Below are 21,517 nucleotides of genomic sequence, written 5' to 3' on the forward strand. Positions count from 1 at the left end.
TGGTCAGCGCGTCGCGACATGCGCCCTAGCCTCTCGTGTTTCAACCCGTGTACCAACAACTTTGCCTCTGCCCACTGCCGCGGTCAGTAGCTCCTCAACCACCTGAGAGGAGGATTCCCCGGTCGGCATGACCTCGGCGAGCTTACGCAGCGACCGTACCGTCAATGTACGCACAGCTCCGTCCGTCTTCCCCATGATCTCCGCGGTACGCCCGGAGCTCTCCCCCTCGAAGAACCGCAGGACCAGGACCTGGCGCTGCTCAGGCCGCAGCTTGTGCAGGTGCGTCGCGACAGCTTCAGCCAGCGCACGCCTCTCCGCGTACTCCTCGGGCCCCTGCCCAACACGAGGCCGGTCGAGCTCAAGGTGATCGGCGTACAGAACCTCGGAGGGGCGACGCTGCACTGCCCGCAGGTAGTCGAGGGCAGTGTTCTTAGTGATCGTGCGCAGCCAGGCATGGAAGTTCGATCCGGCTCGGTACTTACCGACGTTCTGGGCGACCTTCAGCCACACTTCCTGGCTCAGGTCTTCCGCAACGTGAGCATCCCGAACGTAGAAGCGGACCCAGTTGTAGACGGTGCCCGTCAGCTCGTCGTACAACGCCGCGATGGCGTCGGCCCCGTCCGCGCCGCCTGCTGCGGCGCGTTTCACCAGGGCTTCCAGAATATCGTTCACGCGCGATGTCCCCCCAAGAGCCAGTGCTGCGCTGATCCACTGCGCCGCCCCCCGGGACCGCCTCTACCGCTCCTTCACAGGAGGAGGACGATCTTCCGATTCGGCGCCGAGCCAGCATAACCGGCGATCTTCGACCCAAGTAGAACGAGTGCACGAATTTTCGCGACGCGAGCCGTGCTATACGGTGCGAGTGGCCGTCGGGAGAGCAACCCGATGCCGCCAAGACCCGAAGCGAAAGGATCCACCCCCATGAGTGCGACCGACCGGGCGCTGATGCTCCTGCCGTTCGAGGAGTGGATCTCCCTCGACGATGTCGCCGCCCAGCACATCAGCGTCGACGCCCAGGCCGCCACTCTCCTCGTGCGCGAGGGACGCCGCCGCGGCGTCCTGCGCACCCGCGGTAAAGGCCCGACCCAAGAGGTCATTCGCATCTACCCCAACCCGCGCCGGCACCCAGCGAGCCCGCAGACGTAGCAGTCAGCCGTCCACACCATCCGGCCGCGCACCGATCGCCGGGCCACCCCACTCCCTGAGCCGCCAGCCCAGTCGACGCCCTTGGTCGCCGCCAAGACAGCGTCGCGACGCTGGACTCCCCCTGGGTGTAACAGATTTCGGTGACGCACGTACTTACCGGTGCCGGTCTGAACGAAACCGGCTCCGTCCGGCCGTAACGGTCCGTCCGGGTGCGCCTTCGAGTGGATAAGGACAACCATGCCCCGCGGTGGTTCCAACGTGTTGCTGAGTTTCGAGACGATCGCCGAGCGGATGGAAATCCCCAAACGCACCGTGGTCGACAACTACAGAATATGGTCCATCCCCGTCGTACGCGTCAGCGACCGCATTCTTCGCGTCCGGGAGCGCGATTTCGAAGCATGGCTCGATGCACGTACGGAGTGATTCCGACCTCCCGAGCGGACGCTATTGCTGCAAATAGAAGGTCTCGCCGACCGGCCTGCCCCCCGCCCCACGGCTTGACGAGCCATGGATGCACCTACGTACAGTCCAACTCCCCTGGCCAGGGAGTCACCTGAGTTTCGACGAGATCGCGAGAGGCATCCCGTGGCACGCAAGCCCACTGTCTACAAGCGGTGCGACTGCCCCGACCAGAACAGGCCAAAAAAGGGTGGATGTAGCCATAGCTGGGCTTACAACCTCACCAACGGTGAGGGCAAACGCACGCGAGCCTCGATTCTTGATTCAGCCGGCCTGACTCAAGCCCAAGCCCAGGCCGTTCTGGACGGAATGACTCCCGGCATGGCCCCAGAGCCTGTCGAAGCGAACCTCACCTTCAGGCAGTGGGCGGCTGACTGGCTCAGCAGGCGCCGCGCAAAGGAGACCAGCCTGGAGCAGTACGAGATAGCCATTCGCCTGCACCTCAACCCGCGATGGGGCACACAGCGCCTGAAGACCATCAAGAAGGCCCAGGTCGAATCCTGGATCCAAGAGATGGAGGCCCGCGAAAGCATCGCCAACTCCACGGCCGAGGGCCACTGGAAGGTCTTCCAGATGATCATCAAGGACGCCCTCCAGAACGGAAAGATCACCGCCAATCCGACATACGAGGTCGACGGACCCTATGTGGGCGAATCCACCGCGTACGTCTTCACCCCGGACGAGTGCTGGGCGATCCACGACGAGCTCCCGGCGCCCTACCGCCTCATCCCCATGATCGGTTTCGGCTGCGGCACACGGCAGGCAGAGGCGTTCGCTGTGTGCAACGACGTCATCGACTGGAACCGAAGCCTGCTCACCGTGCGCCGACAGCTCCTCAAGACCAAGGAGACCGGCTACAAGCGCCTCCTGGTGAACCGTCTGAAGACGAGCCCACGCCTCAACTCGAAGGACGTGCCCACACCCGCCTACCTCCTGGAAGCCGTGGCGGAGCACATAGAGCGCTTCCAACCCAGGGAGACAGAGGTCGTCTTGTGGGAACACAGGAAGAAGATCGCCGACTGCAACCGCGGCTCGGCACGAGCGCTCTTCTGGACGCCGCGGGGCAACCTCATGTGCCGCAACTACTTCAACGAGGACTTGTGGAAACCCGCGCTGCGGAAGCTGGGCATCAAGGATGAAACCGGGAACCTTCCGACCTTCCACGACCTCCGGCACACCTTCATCTCCACGTGTCTCCAGAACGGGATCCCCGAGCACACGGTGGCCGCTTGGGTCGGCGACTCCGTCGACGAGCTACGGCGCACCTACAGCCATCTCCTGAAGGACCACGCCGAGACGCACGGCGCAGTGGCCGCCAGCCTGACGGCGCGGCCAAAGCTGTCCCTCGTCCCCAGTGCGGCGTGACGACCCCAACCCGCCCTAGCTGGCTCCGGCCTCGGTACCGGTGGGCTCGCGTATTCAACTGGCGCCAGTTCCCTGAGGAGGTGACATCGAAGGCGCTGAGCAGGGGCTCGCCCTGCTAGTGTGCCTGCGGCAGCCACGCACGCCACTCGCTGTGCTGAACCCCGCCCGCGCCGGGTCAGCCCTTCGGCCAAGGTCTTCCGAGATCCGTGCCCTCCGTACCGGCAGAACCGCCTACGGACAGGCGCGGGTTGTCCGGGAAGGCACACGATGCCCAAGCGTCCCACCGCCGCCCAGCGGGCCCGCGAGGTCCAGCAAGCTACCGGCGTGAACTACACCACCGCGCTGCGAGGCCCGCATCGGCGCCCGTTGCGGCCCTCCGAAGTGCTCTACGCCGCAGTGCGCGCCGCGGGTCTCGCGTGGGCGGTGAGCCGGCTGGACGACATCTTCCGGGCCGAGCGGGCGCGAGCGCCCTATCTCGCCGAGGCGGAGCGCCTGGACGGGCTGATCTACAACAACGATGGCCGCCTGTCCCGGACCGAGCGGCAGGCCATCCAGGAACAGGCCGACATTGCGTGGAGGCTGGCGGGCGCCTACGACGACGACCCGTGGGACGAGGCACGGGAAGTGCTGTGGGTGGCGGGAACGGCTCTCGCGCGCGCCGGCAGTCTCCCCGACGGCCGTCGACTGGCGGAAGCGGCCGCCGAAGTGCTCGGCCAGGACGACCCCGAGGTGCTCTCCGATTGGGTGCGCTGCCCGGGACGTTTGTCTCAGCCGGGGTGTTCTTTCGTTGGCTGCGAGTGCGAGGCCATGGACACGAACCTGACGGGCCCGGACACCACATGGGCGCAAGAGGCCCGGGCAGCGGTGCGGGCCCTGGCCAGGGCAGCCCGGGTGCCGTACACGGGCAACGACGAACAGCGGACCGAGGCAGCTGACCTGCTGGAAGAGGCCCTGTACCACACCCGGAAGGCGGCAGGCCTCCCCGAGCCCGGCGCCGGAGACGGATCGCCCCGCCCGTGAACGTGGTCCCGGCGTGCGGCGCCCGGCAGTGTCCCCCGTACGGGCACCCAGCACGCTAGGGCCGCGCACCCGGTTGCCGGGTCCACGGCCTCGACATCGGTGCAGCCGTGCCGGGCAAGATCGCCAACAAGGGTGACCTCAGTGGGGCTGAGGCCGGCAAACGGTCCCGGCCCCGCTGCTGTTGCCGACCCCCTTGCTGCCCGTCGCCGTGCGGCGGACCCGGGGAGTTCTCTCCGTCCGGCAAGCTAACGGAGAGGTACAAGCTGTAGGGGTTGCACTGCAGACCCAGGCAGGGCGGCGGGGAGCACAATCGGCCCAGGACAGAGGCCATCTGCCTCAAACTTGGTCGCACCGTTGCCCATCTCCGGCCTCACTCGTCCTGGCTACTCTCATGGCTACGTACGTAGCCGCGTGAGCCGGTTTGAACCGGTGTGGACCGGGGTGAGGCCAAGTCCCCCGACCCACCAAAAAGGCCCCCTGACCAGCATGTTCGCTGATCAGAGAGCCTTGGGGGCGGACGAGTCGGCCTGTACGCCGGGTTCTGTCTCCGCTCCGTTGATCGGCGTGGCCGCTTCGAGCTACTGAGCCTTTTCCAACCTGCGTCAGCAGTCCGCCCGTTGGGCTGACAACAGGGTGAAGCCCCTGGTAGATGAGTTTTCGACCAAGAGAACCGTCTCCACCAGAGGCTTCGCATGCTGGTCTACCCGTCCGCGTCGACGTGTCCAGCTCCACGCTGCGCTTCCTCGCGCAAAAACTGCGGCGGCACCGCCGTGCGATCGGGTCCAGGTGGCGGCGGCTGAGCGCGGGCCGCCGAGCCCTGCTCGCACTCGCCCACCTGCGCGTGGGACACACCTACGCCCAGCTCGCTGCCGGATTCGGCGTCGGAGTCACGACCGCCTACCTCTACGTCGCCGAGGCCATCGACCTCCTGGCCGACCTCGCGCCCGCCTTGGCCGACGCCGCCCGCACCGCGTCGACGAAAGCCTTCGTCCTGCTGGACGGCACGCTGCTGCCCATCGATCGCATCGCCGCGGACCGCCCGTACTACTCCGGCTGTGAGTATGGGTGTGCCGTCCCGACGCGGGGCCTGACTCGTATTCTGGCTGGCCCTTGGTGCCTGGTGTTTGATCTGTCGGCCTCCGCCTTCGTTCAAGCCGTCCCCACCCTGCGCCCAGCCAGCTCAGAGCGATGATGGAAAAGGCTCACTGTCATCGGCTACCGATACACCTTGCTCGGAACTTCGCAGAGGCTTGCTTGAGTGGCATTTCATGGATCATGCCAGGTTATGGTGCTTTCGCCGGTTGCCCGCTTCAGGAGATTGGAGATCATGGCGAGGCGGATCATGCTCTCGGAGTGTGCGGGTTTCCTCTCGTAGTCCCGTGCCAGTCGGCGGTGCATCATGATCCAACCGAAAGTTCGTTCCACCACCCAGCGTCTCGGGACCACGGAGAGCCCTTGACCTGGGTGTTCCGCGGGACGACGTCGACATCGATGCCCAGGGCCGCTCCGCGTTCGATGGCTCGGGTCTTGTAGCCGGTGTCGACCCAGGCCTTGGTGATCGTGGGGTGGGCGACGGCGATCCGGGTGAGCAACTGCTTGCCGGCGTCGTTGTCCGAAACACTGGCTGCGGTCACTGTGACCAGCAGTAACAGGCCGAGGGTGTCGACGACGATGCTCCGCTTGCGGCCCACGGTTTTCTTCCCGACATCGATGCCCTGCGTGCTGCTGGGCACGCTGTGGGCGGTCTTGACGCTCTGGGCGTCGATGACGCAGGCGGTCGGCTCGGCAGTGCGTCCCACCTGCTCACGGGCCCTCCGACGCAGCCGGACGCCGAGGTTCTCGATCGTGCCGTCGGCGGTCCAGGTGCTGAAGTAGAAGAAGACGGTGCTGGGCGGCGGGAAGTCGTGCGGCAGGTAGCGCCAGGGGATGCCCGTGTGGTTCACGTAGAGAATCGCGTTCATGACTTCGCGCAGGTCGGTGACCTGACCGCCCAGTCCGAGCGAGGTCTTCTGCCGTTCGGCCCTCCATGCCGTCATGGTCGGTTCCATCAGGGCCCAGCAGGCATCGGTAAGGTCGCTGAGGTAGGCGCTGCGGTTCGGCTGACTGGCCATAAGTGCACTGACCCACAGTGCACTTGGCAGGGATATCGCTCGTTCGAGTGAGACCAAAGCCTCGTTCGCGGCATCCTCGAACCGGATAGGAGCTATCAGGCTAAAGGTGGTCGAACCATACAGCCGGGCGCGCTCGAACAGTCGCGACTTTCTCCTTGAAGGCCCCACCCAGGGTGATTTCGGTCAGGCTACAGATCTACCTAAATCGAGACATGGGCGGTGTGAATGTCCTCTCATATCCGAGGCGATAAACCGGGACATGACGCCCCGTCCGACCGGCGCCGCGACCGAAGGGACTCCCCCGCCCGTGACCGGCCCTGCCGCACTCAACCGCACCCTTCAACTACACCGACGACATCACCGCCGCCGACACCGAGGCCATCGACGCATTCCTCGCCCCGCGCTTGGCGGACCAGCGCGACGACCACTACGGCACACCCGGCTACAAGATGGCCTTCGCCCTGGACAGCCTCGTGCAGGACGCGGCCAACACCGCCCACTGGCAGCTGGACAAGCTGGCCAAGGACATCTTCCTCGACAGCCGTGACCGCCTGAGCTCCCGGCAGGACCTGCAACGCGCGTGGAACCGGCTATGGAGCGCGGTCTACCCGTGGAACGCCGACACCGGCTACGACACGGCGCGCTGGAACCACCTGGACTATCTGGACCCGCAGGACCGGGCCCGCCAGGAGGCGATCGCCGCACAGGCCGAAGCCGAAATGACGCCGAGACCGCAGCCACTCGGGAAGGGGGGCGTGGATGAGTGCTTCCAGGTATCGGCCCTCGATGTCGGGGTCGGGGACTTGGCGTGGACGTACGCGTCGATGGCCAGGCACACTGCGGCAGTGACCCGGCATGCCCCGCGCGCGGTCCGGAGGGCGCTGCGGGACGTTGGGGCAGGTGTGATGGCCGACTCCTTCGTTGTCTGCGGCGACGGCCGACGGGGCCGGGATTTCTCAGCGGACGGTGAGGGTGCCCTTCATGTACTGGTGGATGTTGCAGATGTAGCTGTAGTTCCCCGCTGTCGCGGGGGCTTTGAACGTTGCGGACTTGCCGCCGGCGATGGTGCCGGTGTCGAAGGCCTTGGAGTCGGTGGCCGTGGCGGTGTGCGGGGTCTTGTCCTCGTTCAGGACGGTGACCACGGTGCCCGGTGCGACGGTCAGCGAGGCCGGGTTGAACAGGAAGTCCTTGATGACGATACGTGCCGCTGCTCCGGACGCGGTGCCCGCCGGAGGTGAGGTCGGCGTGGTGGTGGAGGACGAGCCGCCGGAGCTGGAGCTGGAACAGCCCGTCACAGCGAGCAGTGCGCAGATGGCACTCGCGGCGGCCAGGCGTCCGCGACGGGGACGTACTCGGTTGGCGTTGACGTTCATCTGCGGGCCCCATCCATCGACGGCAATGACTGACATGGGATAGCGATATCAAGGAGGTAGTGCGCCCCGGACTCCGACACGCTGGGAGTCCGGGGCGCACCATGCATCATCAGACCGTCAGTAGGGTGGTGCTGGCGGCCTTGTCCACGGGCAGGAAGTCGTCCGGGACGGGGTACTGACCGAGCACGTAGTGCAGGATCGCGGCGTGCATCGCCTCGACGGGGGCGATGGTGGCCGCGGTGCTGATCCCGGCAGGGCTGATGACGTTGTAGGTCGCGAACAGGTACGTCTGTGCGGCCTGGTCCTCCAACTGCAGGGCCAGTTTGGCGACGGAGCCGACATCGGTCGCCTTGCCGAGTGCGGCGGTGACGTCGGCCTGGTTGGACAGCGGCACATTGGTGATGGCGGGCTTGCCGGCGCCGGTCAGGACCGCGTTCCAGGCTTTGGCGTGGTCGGCGTGCTGGGCCATCGCGGTGGTGACGAACGTCGCCACCGCGGGCGGTACGGTGCCGAGTTTGCCCGCCTTGGCTGCGGCCAGGGTCGCTTGGTAGGCGCCCACGGCCTGGTTCTCCAGTGCGGTGGCCAGCGCGACGACCTTCAGGTCCCCGGTGTACTGACGGCTGCCCGACGCCGCTGCGGAGGACGACGGAGACGCCGACGCGTCCGACGTCTTGTCGTTGCTGGAGCAGGCGGCCAAGGCCATCGCCGCCGCGACACCTCCGGCTCCGAGCAGGAAGCGGCGCCGCCCCAGGTTCGTTCGCTCCGCGGTCCGGATCTCTTCGGCCAGGTCGACGACGCCGGCCCGCATCGCGGGCAGCGTCTCTCGATGAGCCTCTTCCATGTCGTGGGTCAGACGGGCGAGTTGCTGCTCGCTGATCTGCAGTTCCCAGCCGTTGCGTGCAGTGCTCACTTCACGGCTCCTTCGGAGATCGGCGAGGCGTCCTTGGTCGGGTAGAAGGCGTCGGGGAACCCGACACTGCCCGCGGCGGCGGGCAGCTTGGCCACGTCCGTCGGGATGGCGATGAGGTCGGGAAGATTCCCGGCCAGCAGCGCCTGCACGGCCAGCAGCGTCGCGCGGTGCTGAGCTTCGACCGGAGCGACCGAGGCGAAGAGCTTACGCAGTTGTGCGTCGCTGACCTGGCCGACGTTCTTGGTGTAGGTCTGTGCGGCGACGTTCTCCAGCGTGATCGCCAGCGCGACCACGTCGGCCGGAGTCTTGATCGTGGGCAGAGCTTCCTTGACCACGGCCGCGTACTTCGGGTCCGGGCCGGTCTGGGCCTTGCCGCCCGCCTGGGTGGCGGCGGCGTTGAACGCCTTGGCGTGGGCCTGGTGCTGGCTGGTGGTCTTGGCGATGAACGCCGCGACGGTCTTGTTGCCGTCCTTGATGAACGGCAGCCCCGCAGCGGTCTGGTAGACGCTGATGGCGAGATTCTCCAGGGACGCCGCGGTCTGCAGCGCCATGATGTCGTCCGCGGTGGTTGCCGCCGCGGCCCGCACGGACGACAGCACTGCCGCCGCCCCCGCCACACCGGCCAGCGTCCCCGACCGCTGCCACCAGCGGCGCGACCGGGGCGCGGTGGCCTCGGTGAAGTCGTCCAACGCGCTGCCGGTGATGCGCAGTGCGTCGCTGTTGAGGTCCTCGGATTGCTCGGTGAGCTCTTCCAGCAGCCGGGTGTCGATGCGCTGTACGCCCATCACGCCCCATCTCTCTCGGCGCCCACTCCGTCGCAGGCACGTCCACAGCCCCTTCGGTGCCACGGCCCCAGCGGATTGCTCGGACCACCCGTACACCGGCGAGGTTCACCCTCCCGGGTGAACAGGGGGATCCCTGAAGGACCGGCCGAGGCGTCGGCGACGGAGGGTACAAGCGGGCCGCTGCCTCGCGTAAGCGGTACGTGCGCGAAACTCCCGTGGGCATCCGCTCCGCTCGGGTCGAGGGCATCATCACCCTCGTGTGACCTGAGGTACGGAGGAGGGAGGTGCGTCTGGCCGTCTCACCGAGCAGGGCGCCCCGGGCCAGGAACGGCCGGACATCCCCTCGGCGCAACCGCTGAAGCCCCGACTCGTCGCCGGGGCCACGCGGGGCGGCAGGACGGATTCGGGGCCGTCCTGCGCATCAACGGCAGTACTCCCCGATTGGTCCGAGCGCCCACCCGTCAGTAACCGTAGCCGTGCGCGTACTCCTTACGGTGCAGAACCCTCGTACGGGTAATGGAGCCTCGGAAGGCTTACGCGACCGCTGGGACGGTGGTGCTCTGAGGCCTCGGGGGACCGTGAGAACCGGAACAGAGGATCCCTGGCGCCGCCAGATGATCGGAGTCAGCTGTTCTACGGCTCTGACGTCCCATCGATGCCGGATGCCGTGGGCCACTTGCGACATGGTGGACTGGGCAACGTCCAGCCGCCGTAACCTCTGCCGGCAAAGGCCCCTAATGGGCGGATCCGCCGTACTCGGCGTGCTGGGTATGAACCGCGTGCTCTCGCTCTTCCGCACATGTGGGCGCCGGGAATGCTGTGCGCCGTATGCGGGCAGCGGCCTCGGCTACGATCTTCTCGAATTCGCTCCTGGTCATGAGACACAGCCCTTCTGGGGGTGCCGGTGCAGCGGCCGACCGGTTGCTCCGGCGTGAGGACCCGGACCCGGGATCAAGATCCTGTACTCGGTGCGGCCCTCCCACTAGTCATTCGTTGCCGGCTGATGACTGGATTGGTGGCCGGACATGCCGCTGGTGGCCAGCTTGCGCGGGCTCAGGTTGAGGTTGTGGGGGCGTTGCCCGCAGGCGGGGCCGGCGCGGGGGCAGTCTTGCGCCAAGGGGCGTCGGGGTCGGCGAGGGTGTCGAATCTCCAGGTCCGGCAGCAGCGTAGCCGGGCCGACGGATGCCCAACGAGCGCACCTGGCGGGGTTCCTGGGTGAGCAGGCCCCCGAGAACGCTGGAGAGCATAAAGTCGAGCCTGCACTACTGGCGAGGGCAGTACACGGCCGAGAACGGGCAGCAGATCGAGGACGACCCGCAAAGCTGTTCACCGAGGCGGTGCTGCACGGGCTGCGCGCCCGGCTGTGCGACGACGTCGACGCGCTGGACAGCTACCTGACGCCCGACGTGGCGCAGCTGGCGCGGAAGGTCGCCGGGGTGCTGGAGGAACCACAGCCGGCACCCGCGTAACACCGCGGTCGCGCATCGGCTGGACAGCGCGACTTCAGTTCAGCCGGGCCCCGGGTTCCCAGAGCCGGCCCCTGGGGCCTGCGGCGCTGTCCGCTCCCAGAGATCCGCCGCCAGGTCAGCCTCACGCCACGCGCTCACTGCTCTGAGCCAGCTGCCCGTGGCTTCGACAGACCAGCGTGGTGCAGTGGACTTTCACCCCCCAACCCCTGCACCACGCTGGCCGGCCGGCAGCCTCGACGCCTCCGCCGCCCGGGACTGTTGGACCAGTCGGTCGTCGGGGGCCGTGGAAGATCAGCCTTCCGCCCGGGGTAGTGGTGGTGTCGGTTCTCGTGGAGAAGCCGACGCTGCGGGCGCGCAGGTCGGCGACCATGGCAGGTCCTTCAGCGAACGGGACAACCGGTCCAGGGAGGGCACCGCGAGGGTGTCGCCTCGGCCATGAACGCCAGGCACGCCTTCAGCTCGGGGCGCTGATCGTTGTTGCTGGACTTCTTGTCCGCGAAGACGCGCCGGCAGCCCGGGGACCCGTTCAGCGCGTCGAGCTGTCGGTCGATCTTCTGTGATCCGGTGCTGACCCTCGCGTACCCGATGCGGATGTCAGTCGGCACGCGCGGCCACGCGGCGAGGAGATCGTCGTCGGCGCCGCCCAGGGCATCGGTCAGGGTGTCCAGGTCGGTCCTGCCATCACCCTGCCGGGATGGCCGCGCGGCATTTAGCGCGGCCATTTCTCGGGCCGTGGCGTGGGCATCCAGGGCGTCGGCGGCGGTGGGGTAGGAGGGCATCAGCGTGCTGATGCCGGTGAGGTCGAGCATCCGGGCAAGCCGGTTGGGGACGGCGGCCAGGGAGAGGGAGCCGCCGGCGTCTTTCGCGCAGCGCATGATGCCGCCGATGAGGCCGCTGAAACCGGAGGAGTCGCAGAAGGTCACCGCTGTCAGGTCCAGGATCAGGCGGGGGTGGCCCTGGGCGATGAGGTTCAGCGCTCCCGTGCGCAGAGCGGGGGCGTTATGCAGGTCGATCTCGCCGGCGACGCGGACCAGGGCGAGGGGGCCCTCGGCGTCCGTCGTATCTCACCTGGGACCCCCGTGCTAATCGCTGGGCGCAGACCCACCTCATCGGTCTCGCCCTGCTGCTGGCCTCCCTGACTTAGAGCGCGTCTGAGATCTGCCGTGTCGGCTGTACGGGTGACTCGTTGAGTGGTGTGTGAGTGCTGCGCGGGACGGTTACCCGTCCGATCTGACTGATGAACAGTGGGCTTTGATCGAGGAGTTGCTTCCGCCGCCGCGTGTCAGCTCGAAGGGTGGGCGGAGGGAGAAGCATCCGCGGCGTCGGATCGTGGATGCGATCGTGTATCTGGCCAGGACCGGCTGCCAGTGACGGTACCTGCCTAAGGACTTCCCACCCTGACCGACGGTGTACTGGTACTTCACGCAGGCAAAAAGACCAAGGGCCGCAAGCGGTTCATCGTCACCGACACCCTCGGACTGCTCCTGGCCGTCCACGTCGTCGCAGCCAGTGTCCAAGACCGCGACGGCGGCAAGCGGCCATTGCTGTGGACCCGTCTGGATCACCCCACCGTGCAGAAGATCTGGGCTGATCAAGGCTTCGCCGGCCGCCTGGTGGTCTGGGCCGTCGACACCCTCAAACGCGACCTGGACATCGTCCGCAAACAACCCGACCAGCGCGGCTTCCAGGTCCAACCCAAACGCTGGGCGGTCGAGCGCACCTTCGCCTGGATCACCATGCGACGACGTCTCGCCTGCGACTACGAACGCAAACCCGCCCACTCACAAACCATGATCCGCTGGGCCATGACCGACGTGATACTCCGCCGACTCACCCGCGGCGGACCGGCGACTCGCTCCGGACCAAGACCCCTTCGCCAAGCCCGCTGAAACGATCCCAGACACGCTCTGAGCGCTTACGCAAAGCGAACCGGCACGACCCACACCTGCACCGCCAGACGGGACAGGCGATGCTCCTACGGCAGTACGTCTTGGGGAGAATTTGGGGAGTGCGAGCGCCTCTGGGGAGCGCGTGGGGAGTATCAAGAGACGAAAATATGTGGTTGCGGGCCCGTCCGGCTGGGTCTACCTCGCCTGCAGTGAACGACGCCTGCGGCCCGGCACGGGGCCTCGCAGCCGTCCCAGCACGATCCCAGCACGGTAGAGATGATCAGGGGTGATGACAGGTGTCGAAGGGTGAGTTATCCCAGCACCATCCCAGCACGGGAAAAACCAGGGGCCCGGCTTCGGAAAAACCAGACCCCTCTTGACCTGAACGTTTGCCAGGTCATCGTCGCAATGCTAAGAAGCCCGATTCAGCGCCCCTGGAGGGCCTTGACGTTGTTCCCGAAGGTCCATCCCTTCGAGCCGTCCCAGTTGATGGACCAGGTCATGAGCCCCTTGAGGCCGCCGCTGTACTTGTTCCAGGCCTGGGACACCAGGTTCGGTGCCATGTACCCGCCTCCGGCGCCCGGTTGGGCGGGCAGTCCCGGGACCTGCTTGTCGTAGGGGACCTTGATGGTGGTGCCCTGGACGACGAGTCCCTTGTTCAGACAGTCGGTCTGCGCGGTGAACCCCGCGACGGTGCCGGCGGAGTAGGAGTCGCCGGAGCACCCGTACATGCTGCCGTTGTAGTACTGCATGTTCAGCCACCACAGCCGGCCGTTGTCCGCGTACTTCTTGACGATGGGCAGGTACGCGCCCCAGATCGAGCCGTAGGCCACGCTGCCGCCGGTGACGTAGGCGGTCTCGGGCGCCATGGTCAGACCGAAGTTCGAGGGCATCTGGGCGAGGACGCCGTCGATGATGCGCACGAGGTTGGCCTGCGAGGCGGACAGCTTGGTGATGGTGCCGCTGCCGATGAGACCGGTCTCGATGTCGATGTCGATGCCGTCGAAGTTGTACGCCTTGAGGATCGGCACCACGGTCGCGATGAACCGGTCCGCGACAGCGGTGGAGTTGAGGTCGATCCCTGCCGCCGCACCGCCGATGGACATCAGAATCGTCTGACCGGCAGCCTTGGCCTGGCACATCTCGGCCGGGGTCGGCACCTTCACGGTCGAGTCCATCCCGTCCTGCCACAGGACGGTGCCGTCCGAGTGGATGACGGGGAACGCCGCGTTGATGACGTTGTAGCCGTGATCATGGATGCGGGCGTCGGTGATCGGGATCCAGCCGAGCGGGGGGTGCACACCGTTCGCGGCGCCGTCCCAGTTCTCCCAGTACCCCTGGAGTACCTTGCCCGCCGGCTTCGACTTGACCGCGCACACGGTGGCCTGGGGTGCGGCGCTCGGCGCCGCGGCGACGAGCATCTGGACGGCGAAGGCCGTCGCCAGGCCGACTCCCAGCAGACGTGATGTCCGACCGATCATGTTTCGCTCCGTCTCTCCATGAACACCATCACCGGGTCCACATGGCGTCCACGGGCGCAGGACAGTGGGTGAGTTGGCAGAAGGCACAGGACTCGTCGCGAGCGTCGCCCACGGTAGATTGGTCCAGACCTACCGTCAATAGGTCTGGACCAACTTCAGGCGGCTACCTGATCCTTGAGTGCCGCTACCCCACGTCAGACCCGCAGCACCCGGACGCCGCACTCGACGATGGCCTGCTCCCGCGCTTCGTCGAGGCTGTCGTCGGTGACGAGATCGTCGATGTCGGCGAGCGGGCAGATCTCCGCGAAGGTCACCCGGCCGATCTTGGTGCTGTCCGCGACGACCACGGAGCGTGCACTGTTGCGCAGGAAGGCCCGGTCGGTGTGGGCCTCCATCTCGTCGTGCGTGGTGCAGCCCTCGCTCGCGGTCAGGCCGTCCACCCCAATGAAGGCGATGTCCAGGTTGTACTGGGCGAGCATCCGCTCGGCCGCCGGTCCGACCAGTTCGTAGCTGGCCGTCCGGGCGTTCCCGCCGACGACCACGAGACGGATCTCGGACCGGGCGATCAGGTCGGCGGCGATGTTGACCGCGTTGGTGACGACGGTGATACCGCTGCGGTCGGCCAGCGCCCGGGCGATCTCGGTGACCGTGGTGCCCCCGGTCATCCCCACCACCGCTCCGTCCGGAACCAGACGGGCCGCGGCGAGCGCGATCCGCCGCTTCTCGTCCTGCTGGCGTCCCGCCCGGTGGCGCAGCGGCAGTTCCAGATTGAACGTGCCGGTCACCGCGCCACCGCGGGTGCGGTGCAGGAGCCCCTGCTCGTGCAGCGTCTGCAGATCGCGCCGGACCGTCGCCCCTGACACTCCGAGCAGCTCGGTGAGCACATGGACGTCGGCACTGCCCTCCTTGGAAACGTGATCAAGGATCCGGGCGATTCTGTCAACTTTGAGCATGGGGGGAGTCTAGCTCCAGGTCAGAGCAGTGAGGTGAGCATTCCCGCCGCCGGCGGGACAGTCGGGAGAGCACACGACAGAAGGGGTCCGCGGCGTTGGACATCGCCGCGGACCCCGTGGGCCGGACCGGTCGCCGTCAGGTCAGGCGGCGGGTGGAGCGTTGAAGGGAGCCGCCCAGGTCTGGTTGGTCTGGAGCGAGCCGGGTGCGGTTCCGCAGGTGTACAGGTCAACGGGCGTGCCGCTCGTGGTCGTCGCCCCGCCGTAGCTGTCGAGGCACTTGGTGGTGCCACTGAGCTTGAGGTTTCCGTCCCGGTTGTACGTCCAGGTCTGGTAGCCGGCGGCGGACCCGCACGGGGCGACGCCCGCCCACTGACCGGACTTCCCGTTGATCGCCCCGGTGGTCGTACCGCTCTGTGCGGTCAGACAGAGGTTCGTGGTGCCGGACTGCAGCAGCTGGACCGTGCCGTCGGAGTTGCGCCGCCACTGCTGGTTGGAGCCACCGGTGCAGGGATAGAGGTCGACCGGGTTGTTGGTGGCGGTGCCGGAGCGGTAGTTGTCGAGGCACAGCGACGCTTTGCCCCAGTTGTCGCGTGAAGCGGTGATCTGTCCGCTCGGGGTGAAGCTGCCGCAGCCGGCGTGCGGAGTGATCTTGAGCATCGCGTTGTCGTGCGCGCCGAGCGTGAGCGGCACCGACCCGGTCGACGTGCTGCTGCTGTGTGCCCACAGGTCGCGGACGTCGTAGCCGCAGCCCGCGGCGCTGAAGCCGAGACCGGCGAGGGAGAGCGAGTAGTTGGTGGCCGCGGAGCCCTTGTTGAGCACGACGACGGCCTTGCTGCCGTCGGCGAGGGGCTTGAGGACGACGTCGACACCGGTCGTGGCGGCCGGGGAGCCGTCCGCGTCGGCCCCACCGCCGGAGACGCGGTAGCCGCCGGCGCCCAGCGGGTCCTGGTCCACCGCGATCACTTCGGAGTTGCCCAGGATCGCGACGGACGCGTTCAGGTGCACCGCTTCCGCCGGGTGGGCGGCGATGTACGACGGCTGGAACTTACGGGCATCGGTGCTGATCACCAGGGGTGCGGCCAGTGCGGAGAACAGTGCCATCTGACTGCGTTCCTCGGCGGTGGTCATACCGTTGTCGCCGATCAGCAGCATGTCGGCGTCGTTCCAGTTGCCCGGCCCCTGGTAGCGGCTGAGCTCCAGGGTGTTGTCGAAGCTCTGGTACGCGCCGAAGTTGTAGCCGGCCAGCGGCACGTTCCACGGATTCTTGCCGTCGCCGTAGTTCCAGATGTCCGGGCCCACCCGCCAGAGCTGGCCGAGCCCGCGCACCCAGTTCATCGCGGCGAACTTCGTGGAGCCGTTGCCGTAGCCGGCCGGGGCGGAGATGTTGAACGTGATGTTGGGCGTGATGTTGGGCGTGGCACCGCTGCCGGCCGCGGAGGTGACCGCGGTCCGCAGGTCGTTGGACATGCGGGTGTCGAGCGTCTGCACCGGCTCCTCGTCGCCGCAGTTGTCGTACTTGAGCTGGTCGACGCCCCACGAGACGAAGGAGTCGGCGTCCTTCTGCTCGTAGTACTCGCTGCCGTTGGGCAGGTTGGGTGCGGTCGGCGTGGCGGTGCTGCAGGTGTGGGTGCCGGAGGTCTCGTAGATGCCGAACTTCGCGCCAAGGCTGTGCAGGTAGTCGCCGTAGGCCGTCAGTTCGTAGTCGAAGCCGGGCTGCTTCGCGGGGTTGCGGACGTCGGTGGCGCCGCCCCAGTTGAGCCCGCCGTGCAGATAGCCGGAGCTGTTGCGGTACATCCAGCAGTCGTCGACGGTGATCGTCCGATAGCCCTTGGCGATCAGACCGGTGTCGGCCAGCCCTTTGGCGTTGTCCTTCATGTACTGCTGGAAGGAGTAGTCCAGCCGGTTGGAGCCGTCCAGCGGCGCCTGGGGCGCGCACGTCGAACGGGACCAGTTGTTGAAGCCCATCGGCGGGAGGGCGGCGATGGGCGTGCTGGGCGTCGCCGCGGACGAGTAGTTCGCCGCCGGCTGGCTCACGCCGTCGTTCGCGGCGGCCGGGCCGGTGCCCAGGAGACAGCCGGCGGGTATCAGGGCGGCGCTCAGGACCACGGTGAGCGGTCTGCGGAGTCTGGTTGCCACGGTGGGTGGCTCCTTCGGGGTGGGGGGTCGCCGTACGGCACGGGGGCGGGGCGCTACGAGCGATTGACATAATCTGCTCAGACTCGCTGGCGAGTCAACAACTGTGCGCATGCAAATCAGGCCCACCGTGCAAGCCGCAGACACCGGCGACTACCGGCTTCACGCCGCCCAACCTGGCCAGTAAGCGCTCTCCACCTGCCGATTCGCAACATTCGAGTAACGGCGGCTGGACCTGGGCGCCCAGCTCGTGAATACTCCGCGAGACCAGCAGAGTCGCTCATATTTGCTCGAACAAGGCATGATTGAATCAGTTTCGATCATCCCTCCCCCGAGTGCCGTCGTCACCAACTCTGAAGGAAGCGTCGTATGCCCAGCGCCACCCCCTCCCGTACCTCCGTCGAGATAGCCACCCAGCCCGCCTGCTGGCGGCAGGCGGCCCGATCGCTCCCGGCCCATGCCGCCGCACTCCCCCGCCGGGGCGAGCGCGTGGCGGTCGTCGGCTGCGGCACCTCCTGGTTCATGGCGCAGTCCTACGCGGAACTGCGCGAGAGCGGTGGCCACGGCGAGACCGACGCCTTCGCCGCCTCGGAATTCCCGGCCGGACGCCGCTACGACCGGATCCTCGCGATCACCCGTTCCGGCACCACGACCGAGGTGCTGGACCTGCTCGGCCGGGCGCGCGCCGCGGGCGTGCCCACGACCGCGATCACCGCAGACCCCGCGACTCCCGTGATGACCGCGGCCGACGCCCTGGTGGTCCTGGACTTCGCCGATGAGGAATCGGTCGTACAGACCCGGTTCGCCACCACCGTGCTCGCCCTGCTCCGCGCCCATCTGGAGGCCGAGGGCGCGCTGCCGCCAGGGGTGCGCTCCGTCGCCGAGGCCGCCCAGGACGCCGAGCGGGCCGTCTCCGAGGAACTGGCCGCCGAAGTGTGCGGCGCCGAGCAGTTCACCTTCCTCGGGAGTGGCTGGACCTACGGTCTGGCGCTGGAGGCGGGGCTGAAGATGCGCGAGGCCGCGGGCGCGTGGACCGAGGCGTACCCCGCCATGGAGTACCGGCACGGCCCGATCAGCATCACCGGACCCGGGCGCGTGACGTGGATGTTCGGCTCGCTGCCGCAGGGGCTCGAGGACGATGTCGCCCGGGTCGGCGGCACGCTCGTCGCCCACTCCCAGGCCCGGACCCAGGACCAGCACGGGGCCAGGGCCGGGGATCTCGACCCGCTGGCCGACCTCGTGCGCGCCCAGCGGCTGGCGGTCACCATCGCCGAGGCCCGCGGCTACGACCCGGACCGGCCGCGCAACCTCACCCGCTCCGTCGTTCTGGAGGGCCGCCATGCGTGAGGGACAGGACGCCGGCGAGTGCGTGATCGCGCTGGACGTCGGCGGCACCGGTATCAAGGGCGCGCTTCTCGACCGGGAACTGCTGCTGGCCACCGTGCGCCGGCCGACCCCCCGGGCCGCGGGACCGGAAGCGGTGGTGGACGTCATCACCGAGACGCTCCAGGCGCTCGCCCGGCAGGCCCGTGACGAGGGACTGCGGGTCCGCAGGGTCGGCGTGGTGGTCCCCGGCCACGTCGACGAGGACCTCTCGCACGCCGTCTACTCGGCCAACATCGGCTGGCGCGACCTCCCGCTCGCGAACCTTCTCGAACGCCGCACGGGGCTCCCCGTGACGCTCGGGCACGACGTCCGGGCCGGGGGGCTCGCCGAATGCGTCCTGGGGGCGGCCCGCGGCGCCCGCGATGTGCTCTTCGTGGCCATCGGCACCGGCATCGCCGCCGCCGTCATCAGCGACGGGCGGCCCGTCCGGGCCGGCGGTCACGCGGGCGAACTCGGCCATGTGGTCGTCGATCCCGACGGCGCCAAGTGCCAGTGCGGCGGCCGCGGTTGCCTGGAGACGGTGGCCTCGGCGGTCGCGATCAAGGCGGCCTTCACCGCACGGACCGGCCGTACCCTTCAGGGCGCCGACGAGGTGGCGGCGCTCGTGGCGCAGGGCGACGCCGACGCCGTGGCGGTCTGGGACCGCGCGGTCGACGCGCTCGCGTCGGCCCTGGCGACCGCGTCCTCGCTGCTCGGCCCCGAACTCGTCGTCCTCGGCGGCGGCCTCGCCCAGGCGGGCGACACCCTCCTGAAGCCGGTCCGTGCCCGGCTGGCCCAGCGGCTGACGTTCCAGCGCCGGCCGGCCGTCGTGCGGGCGGCCCTGGGCGACATGGCCGGCTGCCTGGGCGCCGGACTGTACGCGTGGCAGGCCGTGGACGCCGCGACGCGCGGCACCAGCACGGGCACGGGCACGGGAGACGGGGAGTTCGCCATGCGCGGCGCCACCGTCGGTTCCGCGGGGGTCGGGTCACGGTGATCCTGACCGTCACGCTCAACGCGGCCCTCGACGTCACGTACTTCGTCGACAGCCTCGTGCCCCGCACCTCGCACCGGGTCGACACCGTGCACGAGCGCGCCGGCGGCAAGGGCGTCAACGTCGCCCGGGTGCTCGCCACGCTGGGCTGGCCGGCGGTCGTGACCGGACTGTGCGGCGGTGACACCGGCGTCCGGCTGCGCGGTGAACTGCGGGCGGCCGGACTGCGGGACGAACTGGTGCCCGTGTCGGGCGAGTCACGGCGCACCGTGACGGTCGTCTCCCGCGAGGACGGTGACGCCACCGTCTTCAACCAGACCGGGCCGTCCGTGACGACCGGCGAGTGGGAGGCCTTCACCGCGCGGTACACACGACTCCTTCGCGACGCCGATGTGGTGGTGCTCTCCGGCAGCCTTCCGCCGGGCCTGCCCGCCGACGCGTACGCACACCTCGTCACCCTCGCCCGCGACAAGGGCGTCGCCACGGTCCTGGACACGAGCGGCCCCGCACTGCGCGCCGCGCTGGCCGCCGGCCCCGACGTGGTCAAACCCAACACCGATGAACTCGCCGCCGTCACCGGCCGTGAGGACGTCGCGGCCGCGGCTGCCGGACTGCGGGCGATGGGCGCCCGTACCGTCGTGGCCTCCCGCGGTCCCGACGGGCTGCACGCGATCACCCCGCAGGGCTCCTGGCGTGCGACGCCGCCCGAGCGGCTGACCGGCAACCCGACGGGGGCGGGCGACGCATGCGTCGCGGCGCTCGCGGCCGGGCTCGCCACCGGGGCACCGTGGCCCGCCGTCCTGTGCGAGGCCGTCGCCCTGTCGGCCGCAGCCGTCCTGCGTCCCACGGCGGGCGACTTCGACGCCGACGCCTACCGCCGTTTCCGTACCGCCGTTCCTGTGGAGGAAGTCCATGCCGCTCGCACCCACCCATGAGATCGCCGACGACGCGGCCGGAAGGGTCGCGGGCGTGGGCGCGTTCAACGTCGTCCAGTTGGAGCACGCCCAGGCCATCGTCGCGGGCGCCGAGGCGGCCGGGCGTCCGGTGATCCTGCAGATCAGCGAGAACACCGCCCGCTACCACGGTGCCCTCGAACCGATCGCCCTCGCCTCGCTGGCCATCGCGCGGGCCGCGAGCGTCCCCGTGGCCGTCCATCTCGACCACGCGGAATCGGCGGGCCTGGTGCGGGAGGCGGTGGAACTCGGCTTCACCTCCGTCATGTTCGACGGAGCCAAGCTCCCCTACGCCGACAACGTCGCCGCCACCCGGGAGATCACGGCGCACTGCCACAGCCGGAAGGTGTGGGTCGAGGCCGAGCTCGGCGAGGTCGGCGGCAAGGACGGCGCGCATGCCCCGGGCGTCCGCACCGATCCTGACGAGGCGCGGGACTTCGTCGCCGCCACCGGAGTCGACGCGCTCGCCGTGGCGGTGGGCAGCTCCCATGCGATGCACACCCGCGACGCCGTCCTCGACTTCGAGCTGATCACCCGGCTGCGCGACGCCGTCAGCGTCCCGCTCGTCCTGCACGGCTCGTCCGGAGTCGGCGACGCGGACCTCATCCGGGCGGTGGCGGCGGGCATGACGAAGGTCAATATCTCCACCCACCTCAACAAGACGTTCACCCGGGCGGTCCGGACGTACCTCGACGCCGATCCCGGTGTCTCCGACACCCGCAAGTACCTCGGCCCGGCCCGCGACGCGGTCGCGGTGGAGGTGGCACGCCTGCTGCGTGTTCTGGCCGGCGGGTCCTGAGCTCTCTCGAACCGACCGGCGGGTCCTCATCCCCCTCGGCCCCACCGGCGGATCCTGATCCGCCTCGAACCGACCGGTGGGTCCTGAGCTCCCTCGCCCGACCCGTGAAGTGATGACGCCCGCGGCCGAACATTGGCCCGCCTCGCCGGAGTTGGCGTTCAAGAGTTGAATTCTGCGCATCGTCTTGACGGCTCGCCGCTGCCACTCAACACTGCCTAAACAGATCCAGTGTCTCGGCGATCCGTAGATTGAGAGCGTTTTCAATAGCTTGAATCAAAGGCTAATTGGTCTCACGTAACTCTCATCCGCAGT

General features: G+C 68.4%; 17 protein-coding genes and 3 pseudogenes. 11 read left to right on the forward strand and 9 right to left on the reverse strand.

Features of this window, described 5'->3' with window-relative positions; all coding sequences use genetic code 11:
* Positions 1–3: 3 nt before the first annotated feature.
* Entirely contained in the window at positions 4–672 is a 669-nt protein-coding gene (locus G3I60_RS05450; protein WP_164606736.1) for a sigma-70 family RNA polymerase sigma factor, read from the reverse strand.
* 249 nt (positions 673–921) lie between these two features.
* On the opposite strand from G3I60_RS05450, the gene G3I60_RS05455 reads away from it, so the two are divergent.
* From G3I60_RS05455 to G3I60_RS05475, 5 genes and pseudogenes are all read left to right on the forward strand, one after another.
* The gene (locus tag G3I60_RS05455) at positions 922–1,146 is read left to right on the forward strand and encodes a hypothetical protein (RefSeq protein WP_164606738.1); all 225 of its coding nucleotides are present in this window, start codon (positions 922–924) and stop codon (positions 1,144–1,146) included.
* Positions 1,147–1,404: 258 nt separating this feature from the next.
* Positions 1,405–1,569, forward strand: a complete 165-nt coding sequence (locus tag G3I60_RS05460) for a DNA-binding protein (RefSeq protein ID WP_164606740.1) — start codon at positions 1,405–1,407, stop codon at positions 1,567–1,569.
* A gap of 162 nt (positions 1,570–1,731) precedes the next feature.
* Positions 1,732–2,970 carry a tyrosine-type recombinase/integrase gene (locus G3I60_RS05465; RefSeq protein ID WP_164606742.1) on the forward strand — a complete coding sequence of 413 codons (1,239 nt, stop codon included), beginning with the start codon at positions 1,732–1,734 and terminating at the stop codon, positions 2,968–2,970.
* Positions 2,971–3,237: 267 nt separating this feature from the next.
* Positions 3,238–3,990, forward strand: a complete 753-nt coding sequence (locus G3I60_RS05470; RefSeq protein ID WP_164606744.1) for a hypothetical protein — start codon at positions 3,238–3,240, stop codon at positions 3,988–3,990.
* A 692-nt stretch (positions 3,991–4,682) separates the two neighbouring features.
* Positions 4,683–5,044, forward strand: a pseudogene (locus tag G3I60_RS05475) (transposase family protein); the annotation flags it as partial.
* 212 nt (positions 5,045–5,256) lie between these two features.
* Here the strand turns inward: G3I60_RS05475 and G3I60_RS05480 are convergent.
* The 4 genes and pseudogenes from G3I60_RS05480 to G3I60_RS05495 all read right to left on the reverse strand — a co-directional run bounded on the left by G3I60_RS05480 (position 5,257) and on the right by G3I60_RS05495 (position 9,169).
* A pseudogene (locus G3I60_RS05480) lies at positions 5,257–6,101 on the reverse strand (IS5 family transposase).
* A 956-nt stretch (positions 6,102–7,057) separates the two neighbouring features.
* Positions 7,058–7,510, reverse strand: a complete 453-nt coding sequence (locus tag G3I60_RS05485) for a cupredoxin domain-containing protein (RefSeq protein WP_239069563.1) — start codon at positions 7,508–7,510, stop codon at positions 7,058–7,060.
* 73 nt (positions 7,511–7,583) lie between these two features.
* Positions 7,584–8,384, reverse strand: a complete 801-nt coding sequence (locus tag G3I60_RS05490; RefSeq protein ID WP_343241005.1) for a ferritin-like domain-containing protein — start codon at positions 8,382–8,384, stop codon at positions 7,584–7,586.
* Positions 8,381–9,169 (reverse strand): ferritin-like domain-containing protein, encoded by a 789-nt coding sequence (locus G3I60_RS05495; protein WP_164293828.1) that lies wholly within the window; start codon positions 9,167–9,169, stop codon positions 8,381–8,383. Before G3I60_RS05495 ends, G3I60_RS05490 begins: the two co-directional genes overlap by 4 nt.
* Before the next feature lie 1,337 nt (positions 9,170–10,506).
* On the opposite strand from G3I60_RS05495, the gene G3I60_RS46265 reads away from it, so the two are divergent.
* Positions 10,507–10,638: a hypothetical protein gene (locus G3I60_RS46265; RefSeq protein ID WP_275405906.1), complete on the forward strand. Its 132-nt coding sequence runs from the start codon at positions 10,507–10,509 to the stop codon at positions 10,636–10,638.
* Between the two features lie 380 nt (positions 10,639–11,018).
* Here the strand turns inward: G3I60_RS46265 and G3I60_RS45145 are convergent, their stop codons facing one another.
* Positions 11,019–11,672, reverse strand: a complete 654-nt coding sequence (locus G3I60_RS45145; protein ID WP_275405914.1) for an anti-sigma factor antagonist — start codon at positions 11,670–11,672, stop codon at positions 11,019–11,021.
* Between the two features lie 163 nt (positions 11,673–11,835).
* On the opposite strand from G3I60_RS45145, the pseudogene G3I60_RS05510 reads away from it, so the two are divergent.
* A pseudogene (locus G3I60_RS05510) lies at positions 11,836–12,527 on the forward strand (transposase).
* Positions 12,528–12,952: 425 nt separating this feature from the next.
* Here G3I60_RS05510 and G3I60_RS05515 read toward each other — a convergent pair.
* The 3 genes from G3I60_RS05515 to G3I60_RS05525 form a co-directional block, all read right to left on the reverse strand.
* Positions 12,953–14,008, reverse strand: a complete 1,056-nt coding sequence (locus G3I60_RS05515) for a chitinase (RefSeq protein ID WP_138354429.1) — start codon at positions 14,006–14,008, stop codon at positions 12,953–12,955.
* A gap of 194 nt (positions 14,009–14,202) precedes the next feature.
* Positions 14,203–14,961: a DeoR/GlpR family DNA-binding transcription regulator gene (locus tag G3I60_RS05520; RefSeq protein WP_138354428.1), complete on the reverse strand. Its 759-nt coding sequence runs from the start codon at positions 14,959–14,961 to the stop codon at positions 14,203–14,205.
* Positions 14,962–15,102: 141 nt separating this feature from the next.
* The gene (locus G3I60_RS05525; RefSeq protein ID WP_164293830.1) at positions 15,103–17,097 is read right to left on the reverse strand and encodes an alpha-galactosidase; all 1,995 of its coding nucleotides are present in this window, start codon (positions 17,095–17,097) and stop codon (positions 15,103–15,105) included.
* A 366-nt stretch (positions 17,098–17,463) separates the two neighbouring features.
* On the opposite strand from G3I60_RS05525, the gene G3I60_RS05530 reads away from it, so the two are divergent.
* From G3I60_RS05530 to G3I60_RS05545, 4 genes are read left to right on the forward strand one after another with little or no spacing between them, the layout of a single operon-like run.
* On the forward strand, positions 17,464–18,441 hold the full coding sequence (locus G3I60_RS05530; RefSeq protein ID WP_164293831.1) for an SIS domain-containing protein: 978 nt from the start codon (positions 17,464–17,466) through the stop codon (positions 18,439–18,441).
* The gene (locus tag G3I60_RS05535; protein ID WP_164293832.1) at positions 18,434–19,456 is read left to right on the forward strand and encodes an ROK family protein; all 1,023 of its coding nucleotides are present in this window, start codon (positions 18,434–18,436) and stop codon (positions 19,454–19,456) included. The genes G3I60_RS05530 and G3I60_RS05535 overlap by 8 nt, the downstream gene beginning before the upstream one ends.
* Positions 19,453–20,388, forward strand: a complete 936-nt coding sequence (locus G3I60_RS05540) for a 1-phosphofructokinase family hexose kinase (RefSeq protein ID WP_164293833.1) — start codon at positions 19,453–19,455, stop codon at positions 20,386–20,388. The genes G3I60_RS05535 and G3I60_RS05540 overlap by 4 nt, the downstream gene beginning before the upstream one ends.
* The gene (locus tag G3I60_RS05545; RefSeq protein ID WP_138354423.1) at positions 20,366–21,205 is read left to right on the forward strand and encodes a class II fructose-bisphosphate aldolase; all 840 of its coding nucleotides are present in this window, start codon (positions 20,366–20,368) and stop codon (positions 21,203–21,205) included. Before G3I60_RS05540 ends, G3I60_RS05545 begins: the two co-directional genes overlap by 23 nt.
* Positions 21,206–21,517 lie beyond the last annotated feature (312 nt).

The organism is Streptomyces sp. SID13666, from assembly GCF_010548325.1.
In the GTDB taxonomy this organism is placed as follows: domain Bacteria; phylum Actinomycetota; class Actinomycetes; order Streptomycetales; family Streptomycetaceae; genus Actinacidiphila; species Actinacidiphila fildesensis.